This is a genomic window from Brevibacillus ginsengisoli (assembly GCF_050113715.1).
Classification (GTDB): domain Bacteria; phylum Bacillota; class Bacilli; order Brevibacillales; family Brevibacillaceae; genus Brevibacillus_H; species Brevibacillus_H ginsengisoli.
Genome location: NZ_JBNJQR010000016.1, coordinates 1 through 17,295, shown reverse-complemented (window position 1 = coordinate 17,295; position 17,295 = coordinate 1). Strand labels below are relative to the sequence as shown.

Below are 17,295 nucleotides of genomic sequence, written 5' to 3'. Positions count from 1 at the left end.
TCTCCAATAAAGTTGAGTTGATTCTAAACTTCAAAACAGTTTTGCTTGGCTAGTGTTTCATTCACTAAACGTTTATTGTTCAGTTTTCAAAGAGCATTTAGTTTATTCATCAACCATCTCGTGGTGAGTGGCAGATTTATAATATAACACATTTGAAACACCATTTCAACCCGCAATATTTGGTAGGTTCGCCACTCAATCGCTAGAGTTTCATTTCAGAATCTCGTGCTCTCGTTGGCCGGAAGAACAATATATCATGATTATCTTTCTGAATTCAACCCTCAATATTTGGAAACTACTACTCGGTTACATTAGCACCACGCGGGTGGATTAATAATCTATCACGTTTAGTACCAACATATCAAATACAGTTTTTGGGATTAGCATTAGTTCCTAATGTTTATCTCTTTTATAAGTCTTTTGTTATTTACAAAGTACTACTGACCAACGATCTTCAATTTCTGTGGTCATCCCTCCTTGTTTAATAAATCGTGCGTTTTGAAAAATCACTATAATTCTTAGTATTGTCATGATTACGAACCCTCATAGACTAAATCAATTAAGGGAATTTTACATCTAGATGTTCCTTAAGAAAGGTGAGATTTAGATGAAAGCCGTAACTTACCAAGGAATTAAAGATATTCAAGTCAAAGACGTTCCTGATGCAAAAATTGAAAAGCATGATGATATTCTTGTGCGAATTACCAGTACAGCTATTTGCGGTTCTGATTTGCACCTAGTACATGGGATGGTTCAAAACTTACAGGAAGATTATATTATCGGTCATGAGCCGATGGGGATTGTAGAAGAGGTTGGACCAGGTGTAACAAGAGTAAAAAAAGGAGACAGAGTTATTGTACCGTTTACCGTTGCTTGCGGACAATGCTATTTCTGTCAGCATGATTTAGAGAGCCAATGCGACAATTCCAATGAAAATGGTGAGACTGGGGGGTATTTCGGTTATACAGGCTCATACGGGGGCTACGCTGGTGGACAAGCGGAACTGCTTCGTGTTCCTTTCGCGAATTTCACTCCCTTTGTTGTTCCGAAAGATTGCGAACTGGAGGATGAAAAGATTCTTTTTCTATCAGATATCATTCCCACAGCTTACTGGGGAGTGGATAACGCTGGTGTAAAACCTGACGACACGGTTATCGTATTGGGTTGCGGTCCCGTTGGACTCTTAACACAGAAATTTGCTTGGATGAAGGGAGCAAAAAGAGTCATTGCTGTTGACTATATCCAGTATCGGCTTGATCATGCGAAACGTGTAAATAGAGTCGAAGTCGTTGATTTTACAAAGTTCCACAATGTCGGCAGTCACCTAAAAGAGATGACACATGGTGGAGCAGATGTGGTAATAGACTGTGTAGGTATGGACGGCAAAATGACAATAATGGAACAGGTTGAAACAGCCTTGAAGCTTCAAGGAGGTTCCATGGGCGCGATTCTAATTGGAAGTCAGGCTGTGCGCAAGGGCGGCACAATCCAACTTGTAGGTGTGTATGGATTAAGGTACAATGCCTTTCCCCTTGGTGATCTGTTTGCTCGCAATATTACGTTAAAAATGGGGCAAGCTCCTGTTATTCATTATATGCCAGAGTTGTACAGGCAAATCGTGAATCAAGAATTTGATCCAACAGATATTATTACTCATCGCATTCCACTAAAAGAAGCTCAACATGCTTACGAAATTTTCGACGAAAAATTAGATGACTGTATAAAAGTGGTCCTTAAACCATAGAAGAGCTTGTTAACCATTCTTTCCACGGGCTTTTTTAGGACAGTTATTTCCTATTTATCTCCGTTTGACAAACCAGTCTGAGACTGGTTTTATTTTTTACCATAATAGCTTTTAAATGTCCACCCATTAACCTGAAGGCCGTTATTACGTAATTCTGCCCGTTTCTTCAATAACTCCTCCTCTTCGGGATCGAATCTGCAAATGAATAAAAAAGCCGCTCCGTCTCAACGACAAAGCGACCTTATCTTACCCTACGTCAACACTTCCTTCTTCCCAAAAGAAAGTCCTCAGCGCCTTATACACTTCACCCTTCTCGTGGATCACGCAGTGCATGAACTTCGGCTCCTTGATGTTGCGGTAGGCGCTCATCAACGTGGAGTGGCGGTTGTATTAAAAACTTGGCTTTGGACTTTTTACGACTCACTTTCTTCCCCCTACCTTCATGGAGTTTCAAAAATGGCCATGTCTACTTAACTGTTACAAAGTACATGTTTAAAATTATTAAAGAAAAAGAAGGTGAAGGGATCTCACGTAAACGAAAGCATTACCTATGATGTATCATATTTAATACGGAATTATATCTTAAACCCACCTACAAGATTTTGTAACCCCTCTGCCATTTTTGATAGAGAGGTTGATGAAACAGTAATCTCTTCCATAGAGGCTAACTGCTCTTCAGTTGCGGCTGAAATGTTTTGTGTACCTGCAGCACTGATTTCTGCTACTTCAGCCACCAAATCGATAGATTGAGTAATCTGGTCTGTTCCTGTTGACAGTTGTTGAACAGCAGAGGAGACTTGTTTAATCTGGTTAGCTACATCTGTAATAGAATAATGAATTTGGTTAAAAGACTCTCCAGCCGTATTAACCAAGTTGATTCCCTCCGCCACTTCATCTACCGTATTCTCCATTGAATAGACCGCTTTGGCGGTTTCGTCCCGTATTGTAGAAATCAATCGAGAGATTTGCTGTGCTGAACCCGCCGATTGTTCCGCCAATTTTCGCACTTCATCGGCAACTACAGCAAATCCACGTCCGTGTTCCCCAGCTCTTGCAGCTTCGATGGCTGCGTTTAACGCCAACAAATTCGTCTGTCCTGAAATTTCAGTAATCAAGTCAATGATTTGGCCGATTTCTGTTGATCTCTCTCCCAGACCTTTAACCACACTTGCCAAATGATTGACATTATCCTGGATGGAGGCGATTTGTTTCACAGCCAATTGTATTGCTTCGTTACCTTCCTCCACTTTTTCAGCTGTTTGTATAGTGGTTGTAGAAACATGTTGGGCATTGACCGCAATTTGCTGTACTCCAGACACCATATCATTCATTGTTCTGGAAGCATCCTGCACACTCTGTACCTGTCTATCTGTACCCACAGCCACCTCTTGAACGGAAGAGGCGATCTGTTCAGATGCCTTACTTGTCTGTTCAGCACTTGCCGTCAATTCTTCGGCAGAGGCGGCCACCATTTCGGATGTTTCGGCAACTTGTTTGATTACCCCTTGTAAGCCGTTTATCATTTGGTTAAAAGTCAGAGTCAGCATTCCCACTTCGTCTTTAGAACGGTACGTGCCCTGAACGGTGAAGTCACCACCCTCTGCCTTCTCCATCAGATCATGCATTTCCTTTACGGGAGTAACAATATTGCGGGCAATTAACACACCTATACCCGAACATAAAACAATCGTGACAAGGATAATGGCAATCATGACTGTAACAGCAAAATTGTAGTAATTTGTGTTTTCCTGATTTAATTGATCAGCTACTTTTTCGTTGTAATCCCCCAACTGATTAGCCAACTGATTCACGTCATTTCTTATGCTCTTCAAAATGTTATGGTATTGATCATACGCTTCCACATTTCTATTACCCACGGCCAGATTGCGAATTTGGTGCGAATCACTCAAAAATTGTCGGTATTCGTCTTTCAATTTCTGTAGACTTTCGACTTCAAACTGATCCAGCTTTGTCCCTTCATAATTGGCCAAAATTTTATCGTTTTCGTTTATCTTATCATCAATAGTCTTATTCAATTCTTGATTTTCCTGTTGATTCCTCGTAATCATCAATTCTAATAATGACTCGTCCAGCGCACGGTTATTAATACGGAATTGAGACATCAACTTGATTGAAGAGAGGCGATCTGTATACATAGAACTGGAGTTTTGAGCCATTTGGTTCATATAGATGTAACCTGTAAAACCAACCCCTCCGATAAACAGTACCGCAGTTAAAACTAAGAACAAAAGTTTATTTCTCACTTTTAAATTTTTTATAAACATGAAATACCTCCTCCTTTAGTTAGTTCTTTCGCCTTATAACCTGGAAATTAGTCTTTGAAATTATATCGAAATGCTATACATAATTCTACATTTTTATACATTTTTCTACAATTTTATACAAATTTATGCATTTTTAACTCACTTTTATACAAATGCATTCAATTTCTACTTATTCCATTTGCTAAATAACAACTCAGCGGCTACTTCCCAGTTGAGTACCGGGTAGTAGCCGCTGTTTAATAGTTTGTTGACATTTAGAGTGAAACTTACTACATCATTGCTTTTTTCTTAATCTACGTCACAGTTCACTAATCATTTAAAAGACGAAGATTATCTAAATGAAAATCTTCAATTAATTTGATATTCCTTTGTTCTTAACATAATTTATTATTTGCTGATTAATATTTGATATCAGTAAAATGGACTCTAGCTCTTCTAGAGTAATCCTTTTCACTGCCGTCTGATGATGATCTGGTTTTTGGGGTAATTTCGGTATTGAATTGTTTTTTAGAGTACATTCGAATATTAAGTGTAATCCGTGTTTCTCATTAACCTTATAGTCTCCGGATTGCTTATGTGGTGCAAACTCATAAATTAATGCTAACGGTTCAGTCGTACTCAACTCATCTTATTCTAACGTGTGACAAGTTTTCACCTCATTGAATTGTTTTGGATTAGGTTTAATCTTTACTTGATACCCAATTTCTGTGTACACCTTCTCTCATTAAACTGCCTGTAAATTAAGTAATGCAACCGATTATTTTACGGTAGCCTCAAGGAGAAGTTTATTGAACTATCAAAGTATCAGTTGAGTGAAACAATTTAAATACAAGTTTACTGAATTGTCGGCTGCCCGTTAGCTCAACAACTTCTTTTCGCCTACAAAACCTATCCATTTGAAACTAATAAACAAACGGCTCTCCATCATCCAGTAATCCATGTATACAAAAGAATAGCCGCTTCGTCTTTACGACAAAGCGACTTCGGTTATTCGTTTATATATTTTATTAAAACACTCTCCATCTCCTTTGGACTCGTATTCCCCCAAACATCGTAATATAAAGTTTAACTTATTTATATTGCGTTAACCTACCCATTAGCTCAAAACTTCAATTTGCCTACTAAAACTATCCATTTAAAAATCCCAACCAAACGACTTTCCAACATCCAGTAAAATTTTTCTATAAAAGAAAAGCCGCTCCGTCTTTACGACAAAGCGACTCCAGTTACCATTATTTATTTGTCACTTCAAACGACCTTACCATCTCTTTACGTCAAAGCTTCCTTCTTCCCAAAGAAAGTCCGCAGCGCCTTATACACCTCGCCCTTCTCCCGGATCACGCAGTGCATGAACTTTGGCTCCTTGATGTGGCGGTAGGCGCTCATCAGGGTGCTGTGCCTGTTGTACTGGTTGACTTCCCCATACCCAAACATATTGCAGCGCTCCATTAGTTCTTTCACATATTTCACGCAGCGTTCATTGTCAGAAGTGAGGTTGTCACCGTCGGAGAAGTGGAACGGATAGATGTTGTACTGGGAAGTAGGATACCGCTGGTCAATGATTTCGATGGCCTTGCGATAGGCGGAGGAGCAGATCGTTCCCCCGCTTTCCCCTTTGGAAAAAAAGGCATCCTCCGTTACTTCCTTCGCTTCTGTATGATGGGCGATGAAGCAGATCTCCACCTTCTCGTATTTGGTACGAAGGAACCGCAGCATCCAGAAGAAAAAGCTGCGGGCAATGTACTTCTCGAAAATCCCCATCGAACCCGATGTATCCATCATCGCGATAATGACTGCGTTGGAGTGTGGCTTGATGATCTCTTCCCACGTCTTGAAACGCAAGTCTTCATTGGTGATGCCTAGCTCCATATCGCTGTAGCCCTCCAAGGCATTCCGGCGAATGGCCGCCAACAGGGTTCGCTTCTTATCGATGTTGCCCATCAGACCTTTTTTACGGACGTCGTTAAATCTGGTTTCTTCTACAATGATATTCTGCTCGTCTTTGCTTTGCAGATTCGGTAGCTCCAGTTCCGCAAACAGCATCTCTTCCAGTTCTTCCACACTGATCTCTACCTCAAAGTAATCAACACCCGGTTGATCGCCTGCTCCCTGACCCTTGCCTGGTCCTTGCTGTGGGTCACCGTCCTTGGCGATGACGTCTCCCACTTTGGAATTGCCTTTTCCCTGTCCGCCGTGCTGTCCCTTCTGGAAGTTGTAGCGAAACCGGTACTCATCCAACGAACGAATGGGTATCTTCACGACTTCTCTGCCATTCGACATGACAATGCTTTCTTCACTGACCAAATCGGGCAGGTTCTTCTTTATCGCTTCTTTCACTTTTTCCTGGTGTCGATTCTGATCCTGATGCCCTTTGCGGTGGAGCGACCAATCTTCTCTGGAGACGACAAAAGAAGAATCGTCCATAGAGGTCCCCCCTTATCGGTTTAATAAACTTCCTACGTAACGCAGCAGTTCATTTGCGCAAATCGGGCAATAATGGTGCTCTTCAATCAGTCGTTTGGTCACTTCGTTGATTTTCTTCAATTGGTGTTCATCCGGTGTTTTGGAAGAGGTGGTGATTTTCACGACGTCTTTGAGATCGGAGAATAATTTTTTCTCAATCGCTTCACGCAGACGATCGTGGGTGCTATAGTCAAAGCGTTTGCCTTTGCGAGCATACGCCGAAATTCGGATCAAAATTTCTTCACGGAACCCGCGTTTCGCATTCTCAGAAATTCCAATTTGCTCTTCGATGGAGCGCATCAGACGTTCATCCGGATCCATCTCCTCGCCGGTAATCGGATCACGCATTTTGTGGCTGTTGCAATACGCTTCCACGTTGTCGAGGTAATTGTCCATCATGGTCTTGGCTGACTCTTCGTAGCTGTAAACGAAGGCTTTTTGGACTTCTTTTTTGGCCAGCTCATCGTATTCCTTGCGGGCTAGCGAGATGAAGTTCAAGTAGCGATCCTTCTGCTCCTTCGTGATGGAAGGGTGAACATCCAGACCGTCCTTCATAGCCCGTAAAATATCAAGCGCATTGATGCATTCTGTGTCGCGACGGATCAACGCACTGGAGATTCGGTTGATAACGTGGCGCGGGTCGATACCGGACATCCCTTCATCCGCGTGTTCGTTCCGCAGTTCATCAAGATCGGAGCCCTTGAATCCTTCCACAATCTCACCATCGTACAGGCGCATTTTTTTCAGCAGATCGGCCCCTTGCTTCTTCGATTCCTTCAATCGGGTCAAAATCGAGAAAATAGCCGCAGCCCGCAGTGCGTGTGGAGCAATATGCACATGCCCCAAGTCGGATTGTTTGATCAGTTTGGAATAAATTTTTTCTTCGTCGCTTACTCGCAGATTGTATGGAACAGGCATCACGATAATCCGCGATTGAAGGGCTTCATTCTTCTTGTTGGCTATAAACGATTTGTACTCCGCTTCGTTCGTATGCGCCACGATTAACTCATCCGCACTGATTAACGCGAAACGCCCCGCCTTAAAGTTCCCCTCCTGCGTCAATGAAAGCAGATGCCAAAGAAACTTCTCATCGCATTTGAGCATTTCCTGGAACTCCATCAACCCGCGATTCGCCTTGTTCAATTCCCCGTCAAATCGATAGGCCCGCGGGTCTGACTCCGAGCCATATCGCGTAATGGTAGAAAAGTCGATGCTTCCTGTTAAGTCGGCAATATCTTGAGACTTGGGATCAGATGGACTGAATGTGCCAATCCCCACCCGCTGCGCTTCCGAGAACAAGACCCGTCTAACCGGAAAATCTTCAATCCGCCCGCCGAATTCATTCTCCAAACGCATCCGATTGTAAGGGGTCAATTCACCCTCGATTCGAATGCCCAGCTGCGCTTCCAATTCAGATCGAAGCTCACGGGGAATAAGATGTAGAGGCTCCTCGTGCATCGGGCAGCCGTCCAACGCATAAACAGCTCCGTCATCTGTTCTGGAATAATCCTCAAGTCCACGCTTCAGCATGGTAACAATAGTCGATTTACCTCCGCTGACCGGCCCCATCAAAAGCAAAATCCGTTTGCGCACATCAAGCCGTCTTGCGGCCGAGTGAAAATACTCCTCAGCCAAACGTTCTATTGCGCGATCCAACCCATATATTTCTCGACTAAAAAACTGATAAGAACGCGATCCATCCTCATTTTCTTCAATCCCGGCGCTTTTAATCATGTTATAAACACGGGAGTGCGCCGTTTGCGCGATCAAAGGATTTTTACGAACCAGTTCCAGGTATTCAGCAAACGTGCCCCTCCACGTCAACTTTTCTTCTCGGGCCCGGTACTCAGCGATCCGTCTTAAAATATCCATGCTAGTCACTCCTCCCTTTACCGCCCATCTCTTCTTTCGTACAACAGTGTACTTCCATGTATATGACTTGTAATTTTGCCGCATTCGTAAAAAGGATGAAAGGGATGCTTCCCTTTTTGGTAGATAAATATTTATAATGTTTTCCAACAACCTAATGATTGTGTAATCGCCACGAGGCTGGATAACTGACTGGAGGGGAAAATCTCAACGCTTTTTTTATACTTATGCGAAAGAAACAAACTTGTTGCTCTGTCCCAAGAAAAGTACTACCTCCTACTGTTCACAACTCGTTCACACTAGACGAGTGGTTATGCCATTTTCAAAAAATCCAGATTAAGTTATAATTAGAACAATATGTAGCGGAAGGGGATATCCACATGGGTATGGTTATCGTAACGTTAGTATTTGGCTGCTTCCTGTGCGCCATTTTGACAGCAGGATACAACGAAGATAAAACTTGGAATCTCTAAAACATAAGGTTGACTCGAATACATAAAAAGGCAGAGAGCTGTTTCGGCTCCCTGCCTTTCTTCATAATATCGGAATGTTTAATTGCTTTACAGAGGTAAAGTGATTAATCATACCTTCCTTTCGCGCAAGCCCACCAAGAAAAGATTTCGTCCGCTCGACGCTCATTTTAAGCGAAACAAAGCGGAGTGAACGTAGGAAGGAAAAAGAGTCGGCATTCTTTACGTCAATGAGATGCGAAGTGATTTTCTTGTCGACTCCCTTCCGAAGTGACCGGAGCGGACAACAGATGCTACACGCGAGCTTAAACAGAGCACAGAGGGACGAAGTCTTTTCTCATTTCGTTCTTCTTATATTCTGGTGCCTCAGAAGTAATCCCTTTTAGGCAAAAATTCCATGGCGGTTCTTAATTTGTTCATACAACTCCTGCATGCTTCCTTGTTGATCAACAGGATAAATAGGTTCTCCACGGTTCTCAAGGTAATCCGTCATCAGGAATGTGGTCATGCCCAGCTTGCTTGCAACCATATCTTCCTGCATATGATTCCCGATCATAATGCAATCGGCCGGAGTTACCCCAATTCGATCGCAAATTTCTTGGAAGTACCCCAGATTAGGCTTCGTATGGTGGGATTCTTCGTAAACCGTTACCAACTCAAAATCATCCGGGCTTAATTCAATCCAGGCCAGACGGCTATGAATGGCGTCCCTCGGGAAAACGGGGTTGGTCGCCACGACAACTCGGTAACCTGCTTCCTTGGCCGCTTCTACAATTTGTTTGGCGAGCGGGGACGGGTAAGTCAGATGAGATAAATTCGGAAAAACCTCCTGATAAAACTGATCAAAGATCGGCCAGATCTCTTCTTTGGCAATCCCGGTTTGTTCCAAAAACGTCTCAGTAAAGACTTGTTCATTCGTCTTGTCCGGTTCTCGGCTCATAATCATCGCTTTGGTTGCCCCGAAAACAGATTGAACAACCAGCTTGGTATCAAATCGGTCTCCCAAAAACTTGGAAATCTCCCCAATATACTGATGAACAAACTCTTCCGTTCTCATTCCCAATAAAGTTCCGTCCAGGTCGAACAGAAGCGTATTTGGCTTCGACATGCTTACCCCCCTTTGTTTTACTCCAAACCCGGAAATCCGATCTGGCGCAAACCTTCATAGACAACAATCGCAGCACAATTAGATAAATTAATCGAACGAGTCGCTCCGCCCATCGGTATCCGAATGTTCTGCTTGGGGTATCGTTCCAATATCTCCTCTGGCAGTCCGGACGTTTCTTTTCCCAGAATGATATAATCTCCATCCTGAAAAGAAACTTCAGAGTACAGTTTACTGCCTGAGGTCTCAACAAAATAGAAACGACCACCATTATCATTCATTCTCGCAAAATGGTCAAAATCCTCGTAGTGATGAATCGTAACGGCATGCCAGTAGTCAAGACCAGCCCGCTTCAAATAGCGATCCTCCGTAGAAAATCCAAGCGGATGAATTAAGTGAAGATGCGTCCCCGTGGCTGCACAGGTACGTGCGATATTACCCGTATTTGCTGGAATAAGCGGTTCGTGTAAGACAATGTGTAACGGCATATGTAAGATCCCTTCTTTGCTAACTCAATTACTTATTATACTAACCAAAAGAACAATTGACGAGTTAAAAGAGAAAAACCAGCTCGTCATGAACTGGTTTCAGCTTGCTATTGATCAAGTTATTTTCCCGTAGATGTGAAAAAAGGCATACTGGATATTGGGCGTATAGGCAGTGGAATCGGTATACTCCCAATATCGATGAGTGCTATCATAAGTCCGCGCATTGACCAAAGGCATTCCATTTTCATCGTGGGCTACGACAAAGGTATTATGCTGCCAATGACCGTTACCATCAAAATCATAGCAAATGACATCACCAATCTGAAGTTCATTAGGCGCTTCCATCTGCCGGGCGTAAAAAGGAGCTTTCCCTGATTTAAGCAGCAAATATAACGCGTTGGCAACAGACCAACTCCAGCTCCAACTGTTCCCTGTGTACCACCAACCACTTCCCTGATTATTGGTATAGATCATCGGAATTCCGCCAGCATATAAGCATTGCGATACAAAATTCGTGCAGTCTACTTCAAATGTATGAAATGCTGGATTAGGATGATTCCAATGAGCATTCGCATACTCTACCGCTTTCACCCGATTGTAGTAGGGAGCTATTCTGGCAGCCTCTCGCGCTTTCTCATCTGTAGCCGGTTGCTTGTTGCTATGGTTCACATTCGCTTCATTTTGGTTTTCCTTCGTCTGGCTATGATTCACCATGATGTGATTGGACCCTAGAGAACCTGGATGTCCTGAAACTGTTTCTATTGGAGCCGTGTCTGCAGGCGTTGAGTCTCCTGGAGCCGTTTCTAATTGAGTTGAATCAGTCTGATCTGTGTCCTGATTCGTGTCAACCTGCGTGGTCTCCACTCGAGCTGTGTCCGCTTGAGCTGTCCCGTTATCTTTACCTATTTGATCCAGAAACCAACCCCACGGACGAATAAACGCCCACCCATATTTGTCCGGCTTTAACTCAACCGGTTGCACAAGGCGATTTTCCTTCAGATAGGTCTGATCGCCTTGTTTATAATACAACTTCTGATGAATCAATAAATCAGCCGCGAAAACCTGCTCGGGTTGGTTGCCATAGGTTAAGGGAACGACCTGAATTTTGGAGGCGATCAGTTGTATTCCGTTTTGTTGGGATCGCTCAATCTCTCGGGACCATCTCTGAATTTCTCGGGTAATCGTTTCATCAGCAGAAAAAAATCCAACCAACCGCTCCAATTTACCATCGAGATACGTCTGATTGAGTTTCTCCACGTATTCCTTCACGTACTCTTTCCATGAAAGTCCCACGATCCACCCCGCCTTCCCATTTTAGCCTCGCAAAAAACCTGTAATCATTATATGGGGGGCTATGGTCTTTCATGAGACTGAATTAAATTATACGTTGGCTGACAGGATCATAGGAGCCTTCGAGTGCAAGTAAATGCTCCTTGATGGAGAGCCCTCCCCCGTAGCCGACAAGGCAACCATTCGAACCAATCACACGATGACAAGGAATCACCACAGGAATTGGGTTGCGATTGTTCGCTCCCCCGATTGCCCGAACTGCTTTCTCGGCACCAACAGCAACCGCCATGTCCTTGTAGCTTCGGAGTTCTCCATAAGGAACTTCCCTAAGCTTTTGCCAGACGGCTTTTTGAAAGGGGGTTCCATACAGGTCAAGTGAGATTGTGAACGAACGGCGTTGACCCGCAAAAAACTCCTCCAGCTGCTGCTTCACCATGAGAAGCTTGCTGTCGTCACACTCGACATTGGCATGTAGTCTCCACTTCCGGCACCATAGTTGCAATCCAGCAAGTGTAGTTTCCTCTGGCCCGAATTCTACCAAACATAATCCTTTGTCTGTCGAAGCAAGAAGTAATGGTCCAATAGGCGATTCCATCATTGAATAACCAATTGTCATTTCATTCATTCACATTCTCCCCCTATACCCGTAACATTGCTAATCCCTTCTCCACTTCCTCCAGAACATCTGTCTCCGATTCATTTTGAAGCGCCTTTTCTAAGACTTGTAATGCTTGTTCACCGCCGATTTTACCTAATGCCCACGCCGCCGTCCCGCGAATGACTGGACGCGGATCGTTGGTCAGCAGCTTGCTTAATTCTGGTACAGCGCTTTTATCCTTGAAGTGCGCCAGCGCTAAGATCGCGTTTCGCTGAATCGGCTTTTTTCCGCGCCACGCACTTGCCGTAATCCCGTATTTATCTTTATATTCCTTGTTACCTATCGTTAAGAGTGGAGTTAATAAAGGCTTCACTAGCTCCGGTTCAGGCTGAAGCTCAGGATGATGTGTAAAGTTCTTCCCGACATTCTTGGGACAAATCGTTTGACAGGTGTCGCATCCATACAAGCGATTTCCGATTTTGGCTCGATATTCATCAGGAATGAAATCTTTCACTTGAGTTAAATAGGCAATACACTTTTGGGAATTTAATTGACCACCTTGAACCAGTGCCTGAGTGGGACAAGCCTCCAGACAGAGCGTACAATCTCCACACTGATCTTCGATTGGCTGATCAGGCGGAAAAGGCAGATTGGTAATCAGTTCACCCAAATAAACCCACGACCCAAACTCGGGAGTAATTAAAGCACTGTTTTTCCCGATCCATCCAAGGCCCGCTCTCTCGGCCACCGCTCGATCTGAGAGAGCCCCTGTATCAACCATCGATTCGATCCGGGCATTCGGCTCTAATTGTTGGATGTACGCGGTTAGCTTTTTCATTTTGTCACGAAGTACATGATGATAATCGACTCCCCATGCTGACCTGCTCATGATCCCTCTTGTTGCGCCTGGGGCAGACTTGGGGGGGTTCGGTAGCTTATATGGATAGGCAACCGCAATGGCAATCAGCGATTTGGCGCCTTCTACTGACAGCTTGGGATCTACCCTTTTCTCAATGTCTGGCTCCTCAAAACCTGACTCGTACCCTTGCTCTCGGTGATGATACAAACGCTCTCTCAACTCGGTAAAAGGATCTGCTGAAGCGAATCCGATTTTATCAATTCCAATTTGTTTGGCGTAATCGATAACAGCTTGTTTGGTCTGTTGCCAGTAAACTGTGTCACTCACGATCTGTTGATAGCTCCAGTCGCCAGTTCGTCACAGCGATTGTTCCACACATTGTCTGCATGGCCCTTTACTTTGACAAACTCGATTTGATGATTATCCGTCAGGCCGAGAATCTCTTTCCATAAATCTTGATTCTCGACCGCTTGCCCTTTGCTGTTACGCCAGCCATTTTTCAGCCATCCCTTATACCATCCCTGATGAAAGCAGTTCACCAAATAAGCGCTGTCACTGTAAAGCGTGACACGACAAGGCTCCTTTAGTATCTTGAGCGCTTCAATTGCTGCAGTTAGCTCCATCCGATTATTCGTGGTATTGTCCGCGGAGCCAGACATCTCTTTCTTATGCTCACCGTAAAAAAGCACCGCTCCCCATCCACCAGGCCCTGGGTTGCCGGAACAAGCTCCATCTGTATAAATCGTTACTTCTTTCATAAACATCCTCCTCAAACTCTTGATTCTATTGTACCGAAGGATAAAGGCTTCCACAAAAAAATCATTTTATTTTATGCTATACTATTTTAAATTCCGCTTTTCCAAATATTGCCCTTCAATACGCTGTGAAAGGAGTTCTACTATGAGACTAGCCATCGATCATTCCGTAATCGATCGTCTTCCTAATTTTACGTTAGGATTCATCCAATACGCTGACATCTCGATCTCTGAATCACCCAAAATGCTCCAAGGTCGTATTAATTTATTGATGGAAACCCTTCGACTTGATCATTCAATATCTGATATCTCTCAGATCGAAGGAGTTGCCGGCTGGAGACAAGCCTTTAAACAATTAGGGATTGACCCCTCACGTTATCGTCCTTCATCTGAATCCCTCATCAGAAGAATTCTTCAGGGGAATCCTTTTCATTGGATTAATTCTGCGGTAGACATGAATAATTTTTTGTCAGTCACCAATGCCTTGCCTTATGGAATTTACGATCAAAGCAAAATCAATGAGTCCATTGTCTGCCGCCTTGGTCTTGAAACAGATCAGTATCAAGGGATCAATGGCAGAGACGTACACATGGAAAATAAATTAGTTCTTGCCGATCGCTCTGGCGCCTTTGGAAGTCCCATAGTGGATTCCACACGTACGATGGTAACGGAAACGGCAACCAATTTGGTGCAGGTCATCTTCTTTCATCCTGAACTCTCCCCCAATCGCAAGGAAACCATCCTGGGCTCGACTGCTCGGATGTTTACCGAGATCAATGGCGGTGATGTGGCGCATATGGAAGTAGTCAGCTTTTCTTAGCAAGGGCTCTATGGTTTAAAAAAAGGCTCTAGTTACGTAGAGCCTTTTTTTCCTCACTCGTTTTCTTTTCCTTAAACACCACATGTTCAAGTAATAAAGCAAGTAACACCCCAAGAAGAAGCCCATTTCCAAGCAAATAACTTAACAGTGGATTCAAGCTTTTCCAGGCGTCCACCGGAACAAACATCACTCCGATTCCCACAAGCAGCGCACTTCCGATAATGGTAATGGTTCTCTGGTCGAGATTCACTTTGGCAAAGTCCTTGAGACCAAAGCCGAGAAGCTGAGTATATGTCACAAACATCGCTGCATAAGCGACAGGTGTTGGAATGGAAGCTAGGAGTTGAGAGATCGGTGGCAAAATCCCAATCACCATAAACGCGATCATAGAGAAAATAAATGGTCTGCGCGAAGCAATTTTGGTTGTTTCAATGACGGCGGCCGCAAGCGAGATTGGTATCATTCCAACAACTCCCGATATCCCCGAGATTAAATGTGGCACCCCGGTCATGATCCCGCCTCTATTCAGTTGTCCCTGAGTGGGTTCCTGTTGAACAACTCTCCCGACAACCACCATACTCGTTATCAGGTTTGTCAATAGAACGAATCCAGTTAGGATACTAGTTAAAACAATACCTCCGTCCCATTTAGGCGGACCCCAGAATAAAATCGATGGCCATACAACGATATGATCTGTTGGCTTCACCGGATCAGCCCAGCCCATTACAGCAAAACCAGCCCATCCCACCGCCATTCCAAGGAGGACAGCATAGCTTGAAAGCTTGGGTATGCGCATAAATACAAGAACCAACACGATTATGACGAGCGAAGCGAGGGCAACCGCGGGTAAAACCTTTGTGGAATGATGATAGCCAACTCCCAGCAACCCTTTTACGAACGTACTGCATAAAGAAATAGCCAATAACGTCATATAAATTCCGGTTGTGATTGGTGTAAACCACTTCTGAATTCGTCCGATCCACTTGGTTGCACCGAGAATGATAAAAATAACCCCTGCTATGATAAGTCCAAGCTCAAACGATTGGCCAATCGCTATTGGATCTTGCCCCAGGCTGATTCCAATCTGAGCAAGTATCAAATAGATTCCCCACCAAAGTCCGGCAGGTCCGTCCATCATCGGATACTGATGCCCCCAAAGTACCTGAAATAATGAGGCCAATCCTACATAAAAAATCGTTTGTTGCATAAATAATCCTACTTGTTCCGTACCTAGACCATAAACATCTCCTATAACAATGGGTACAACAATGGTGCTGGACAGTGTTACAATGATCCACTGCAACGCTGTTAAAAGTGACACCCCTAACGGAGGCCGATCATACAGCTTATATTTCATGACTCTCTCTCCATTTTCTTTCCGCCTCTTTTTATAAACATTAGCACATAAAAAGTATACAAAAAACCATTTATACATTTCAATGTGGATATGACTCTTCCGAATACGTAGACAAAATAAAAAAGCGCTTCTCCGCTAAAAAACGAAAAAACGCTTATACACTAAGTTATGGTGCCGGTAGAGGGACTTGAACCCCCACGGTTTCCCTCACGATTTTGAGTCGCGCGCGTCTGCCAATTCCGCCATACCGGCATATCCAATTAATCGCTATACAAATAATTATAGCACACAATGTTTTGATAATCAAGATCTTTTTTAAAACGATACAAACAACATTTAGTTTAATTGAATGGAGGAGGTACCCGGATTTGAACCGGGGGATAAGGGTTTTGCAGACCCGTGCCTTACCACTTGGCTATACCTCCAGATCGGGAAACCTATATCGTATGTACAAAGTTATCGGTGAGAGACCATCTTACATCATAGTGGAGCGGACGACGGGTCTCGAACCCGCGACCTTCGCCTTGGCAAGGCGACGCTCTACCAATTGAGCTACGTCCGCATCGTTAAATGGCTGAGGAACTAGGATTCGAACCTAGAAATGACGGAGTCAAAGTCCGTTACCTTATCACTTGGCTATACCCCAAAATAAAAATGGGGCGATCGATGGGAATCGAACCCACGAGTGTCGGAGCCACAATCCGATGCGTTAACCACTTCGCCACGACCGCCAAGTTATAGATCTGTAAATGGCAGGGGCAGTAGGAATCGAACCCACACCAAAGGTTTTGGAGACCTTCGTTCTACCTTTAAACTATGCCCCTACAAATGGTGGCTCGGGACGGAATCGAACCGCCGACACGAGGATTTTCAGTCCTCTGCTCTACCGACTGAGCTACCGAGCCACGATATTAAAAATTCCGGAGCATGCCTAAATAAGGCGTAATCTCCGTCGATAAATAAATGGCGGAGCTGACGGGACTCGAACCCGCGACCTCCGGTGTGACAGACCGGCGTGAACTCCAACTTCACCACAGCTCCATAAAAAGTATGTATTTGCGTTTCACTTTACGAGAACTACTTCAATGATAAATCGACGTAGTGCAGGTAAATTTGGTTGCGGGAGCAGGATTTGAACCTGCGACCTTCGGGTTATGAGCCCGACGAGCTACCGAGCTGCTCCATCCCGCGA

General features: G+C 44.0%; 12 protein-coding genes, 9 tRNA genes and 1 pseudogene. 2 read left to right on the top strand and 20 right to left on the bottom strand.

The annotated features are described in order from the left end of the window. The first annotated feature begins 607 nt into the window (after positions 1-607). Positions 608-1,744, top strand: coding sequence for a zinc-dependent alcohol dehydrogenase (locus ACQCN2_RS23145; RefSeq protein ID WP_426931306.1), 1,137 nt, complete (start codon positions 608-610; stop codon positions 1,742-1,744). Between the two features lie 246 nt (positions 1,745-1,990). Here ACQCN2_RS23145 and ACQCN2_RS23140 read toward each other — a convergent pair. The 10 genes and pseudogenes from ACQCN2_RS23140 to rnhA form a co-directional block, all read right to left on the bottom strand. Beyond that, a pseudogene (locus ACQCN2_RS23140) lies at positions 1,991-2,134 on the bottom strand (sporulation protein YhbH); the annotation flags it as partial. Positions 2,135-2,319: 185 nt separating this feature from the next. Beyond that, a complete protein-coding gene (locus ACQCN2_RS23135; RefSeq protein ID WP_426931305.1) occupies positions 2,320-4,029 on the bottom strand; it encodes a methyl-accepting chemotaxis protein in 1,710 nt (569 codons plus the stop codon). A gap of 1,269 nt (positions 4,030-5,298) precedes the next feature. Continuing rightward, on the bottom strand, positions 5,299-6,453 hold the full coding sequence (gene yhbH / locus ACQCN2_RS23130) for a sporulation protein YhbH (RefSeq protein ID WP_426931304.1): 1,155 nt from the start codon (positions 6,451-6,453) through the stop codon (positions 5,299-5,301). A gap of 12 nt (positions 6,454-6,465) precedes the next feature. After that, positions 6,466-8,364 carry a PrkA family serine protein kinase gene (locus ACQCN2_RS23125; RefSeq protein ID WP_426931303.1) on the bottom strand — a complete coding sequence of 633 codons (1,899 nt, stop codon included), beginning with the start codon at positions 8,362-8,364 and terminating at the stop codon, positions 6,466-6,468. A gap of 849 nt (positions 8,365-9,213) precedes the next feature. Next, a complete protein-coding gene (locus ACQCN2_RS23120; RefSeq protein ID WP_426931302.1) occupies positions 9,214-9,939 on the bottom strand; it encodes an HAD family hydrolase in 726 nt (241 codons plus the stop codon). A gap of 17 nt (positions 9,940-9,956) precedes the next feature. Next, positions 9,957-10,424 carry a tRNA (uridine(34)/cytosine(34)/5-carboxymethylaminomethyluridine(34)-2'-O)-methyltransferase TrmL gene (trmL, locus tag ACQCN2_RS23115; protein WP_426931301.1) on the bottom strand — a complete coding sequence of 156 codons (468 nt, stop codon included), beginning with the start codon at positions 10,422-10,424 and terminating at the stop codon, positions 9,957-9,959. A gap of 114 nt (positions 10,425-10,538) precedes the next feature. Next, positions 10,539-11,717, bottom strand: a complete 1,179-nt coding sequence (locus tag ACQCN2_RS23110) for an amidase domain-containing protein (protein WP_426931300.1) — start codon at positions 11,715-11,717, stop codon at positions 10,539-10,541. Positions 11,718-11,799: 82 nt separating this feature from the next. Next, a complete protein-coding gene (locus tag ACQCN2_RS23105) occupies positions 11,800-12,339 on the bottom strand; it encodes a methylated-DNA--[protein]-cysteine S-methyltransferase (protein ID WP_426931299.1) in 540 nt (179 codons plus the stop codon). Positions 12,340-12,352: 13 nt separating this feature from the next. Continuing rightward, positions 12,353-13,498 (bottom strand): tRNA epoxyqueuosine(34) reductase QueG, encoded by a 1,146-nt coding sequence (gene queG / locus ACQCN2_RS23100; RefSeq protein ID WP_426931298.1) that lies wholly within the window; start codon positions 13,496-13,498, stop codon positions 12,353-12,355. Then, on the bottom strand, positions 13,495-13,929 hold the full coding sequence (gene rnhA / locus ACQCN2_RS23095) for a ribonuclease HI (RefSeq protein WP_426931297.1): 435 nt from the start codon (positions 13,927-13,929) through the stop codon (positions 13,495-13,497). The genes queG and rnhA overlap by 4 nt, the downstream gene beginning before the upstream one ends. 142 nt (positions 13,930-14,071) lie before the next feature. On the opposite strand from rnhA, the gene ACQCN2_RS23090 reads away from it, so the two are divergent. Further along, complete coding sequence (locus ACQCN2_RS23090) at positions 14,072-14,746, top strand: B3/B4 domain-containing protein (protein WP_426931296.1); 675 nt, start codon at positions 14,072-14,074, stop codon at positions 14,744-14,746. Between the two features lie 28 nt (positions 14,747-14,774). Here the strand turns inward: ACQCN2_RS23090 and ACQCN2_RS23085 are convergent, their stop codons facing one another. The 10 genes from ACQCN2_RS23085 to ACQCN2_RS23040 all read right to left on the bottom strand — a co-directional run bounded on the left by ACQCN2_RS23085 (position 14,775) and on the right by ACQCN2_RS23040 (position 17,294). After that, the gene (locus tag ACQCN2_RS23085; protein WP_426931295.1) at positions 14,775-16,103 is read right to left on the bottom strand and encodes a purine/pyrimidine permease; all 1,329 of its coding nucleotides are present in this window, start codon (positions 16,101-16,103) and stop codon (positions 14,775-14,777) included. Positions 16,104-16,272: 169 nt separating this feature from the next. Then, positions 16,273-16,355, bottom strand: a tRNA-Leu gene (locus ACQCN2_RS23080). A gap of 98 nt (positions 16,356-16,453) precedes the next feature. Beyond that, positions 16,454-16,528: transfer RNA gene (locus tag ACQCN2_RS23075), tRNA-Cys, on the bottom strand. A gap of 61 nt (positions 16,529-16,589) precedes the next feature. Next, positions 16,590-16,665, bottom strand: a tRNA-Gly gene (locus tag ACQCN2_RS23070). Positions 16,666-16,674: 9 nt separating this feature from the next. Further along, positions 16,675-16,749 (bottom strand) — tRNA-Gln (locus ACQCN2_RS23065). 9 nt (positions 16,750-16,758) lie between these two features. After that, positions 16,759-16,834, bottom strand: a tRNA-His gene (locus ACQCN2_RS23060). Positions 16,835-16,853: 19 nt separating this feature from the next. Further along, a tRNA-Trp gene (locus ACQCN2_RS23055) sits at positions 16,854-16,927 on the bottom strand. 5 nt (positions 16,928-16,932) lie between these two features. After that, a tRNA-Phe gene (locus ACQCN2_RS23050) sits at positions 16,933-17,008 on the bottom strand. A 59-nt stretch (positions 17,009-17,067) separates the two neighbouring features. After that, positions 17,068-17,144, bottom strand: a tRNA-Asp gene (locus ACQCN2_RS23045). 73 nt (positions 17,145-17,217) lie between these two features. Beyond that, a tRNA-Met gene (locus tag ACQCN2_RS23040) sits at positions 17,218-17,294 on the bottom strand. Position 17,295: the final 1 nt, after the last annotated feature.

Coding starts and splice junctions, on each gene's coding strand:
- ACQCN2_RS23145 (WP_426931306.1), top strand. CDS start 608: ATGAAAGCCGTAACTTACCAAGGAATTAAAGATATTCAAGTCAAAGAC.
- ACQCN2_RS23135 (WP_426931305.1), bottom strand. CDS start 4,029: ATGTTTATAAAAAATTTAAAAGTGAGAAATAAACTTTTGTTCTTAGTT.
- yhbH (WP_426931304.1), bottom strand. CDS start 6,453: ATGGACGATTCTTCTTTTGTCGTCTCCAGAGAAGATTGGTCGCTCCAC.
- ACQCN2_RS23125 (WP_426931303.1), bottom strand. CDS start 8,364: ATGGATATTTTAAGACGGATCGCTGAGTACCGGGCCCGAGAAGAAAAG.
- ACQCN2_RS23120 (WP_426931302.1), bottom strand. CDS start 9,939: ATGTCGAAGCCAAATACGCTTCTGTTCGACCTGGACGGAACTTTATTG.
- trmL (WP_426931301.1), bottom strand. CDS start 10,424: ATGCCGTTACACATTGTCTTACACGAACCGCTTATTCCAGCAAATACG.
- ACQCN2_RS23105 (WP_426931299.1), bottom strand. CDS start 12,339: ATGAATGAAATGACAATTGGTTATTCAATGATGGAATCGCCTATTGGA.
- rnhA (WP_426931297.1), bottom strand. CDS start 13,929: ATGAAAGAAGTAACGATTTATACAGATGGAGCTTGTTCCGGCAACCCA.
- ACQCN2_RS23090 (WP_426931296.1), top strand. CDS start 14,072: ATGAGACTAGCCATCGATCATTCCGTAATCGATCGTCTTCCTAATTTT.
- ACQCN2_RS23085 (WP_426931295.1), bottom strand. CDS start 16,103: ATGAAATATAAGCTGTATGATCGGCCTCCGTTAGGGGTGTCACTTTTA.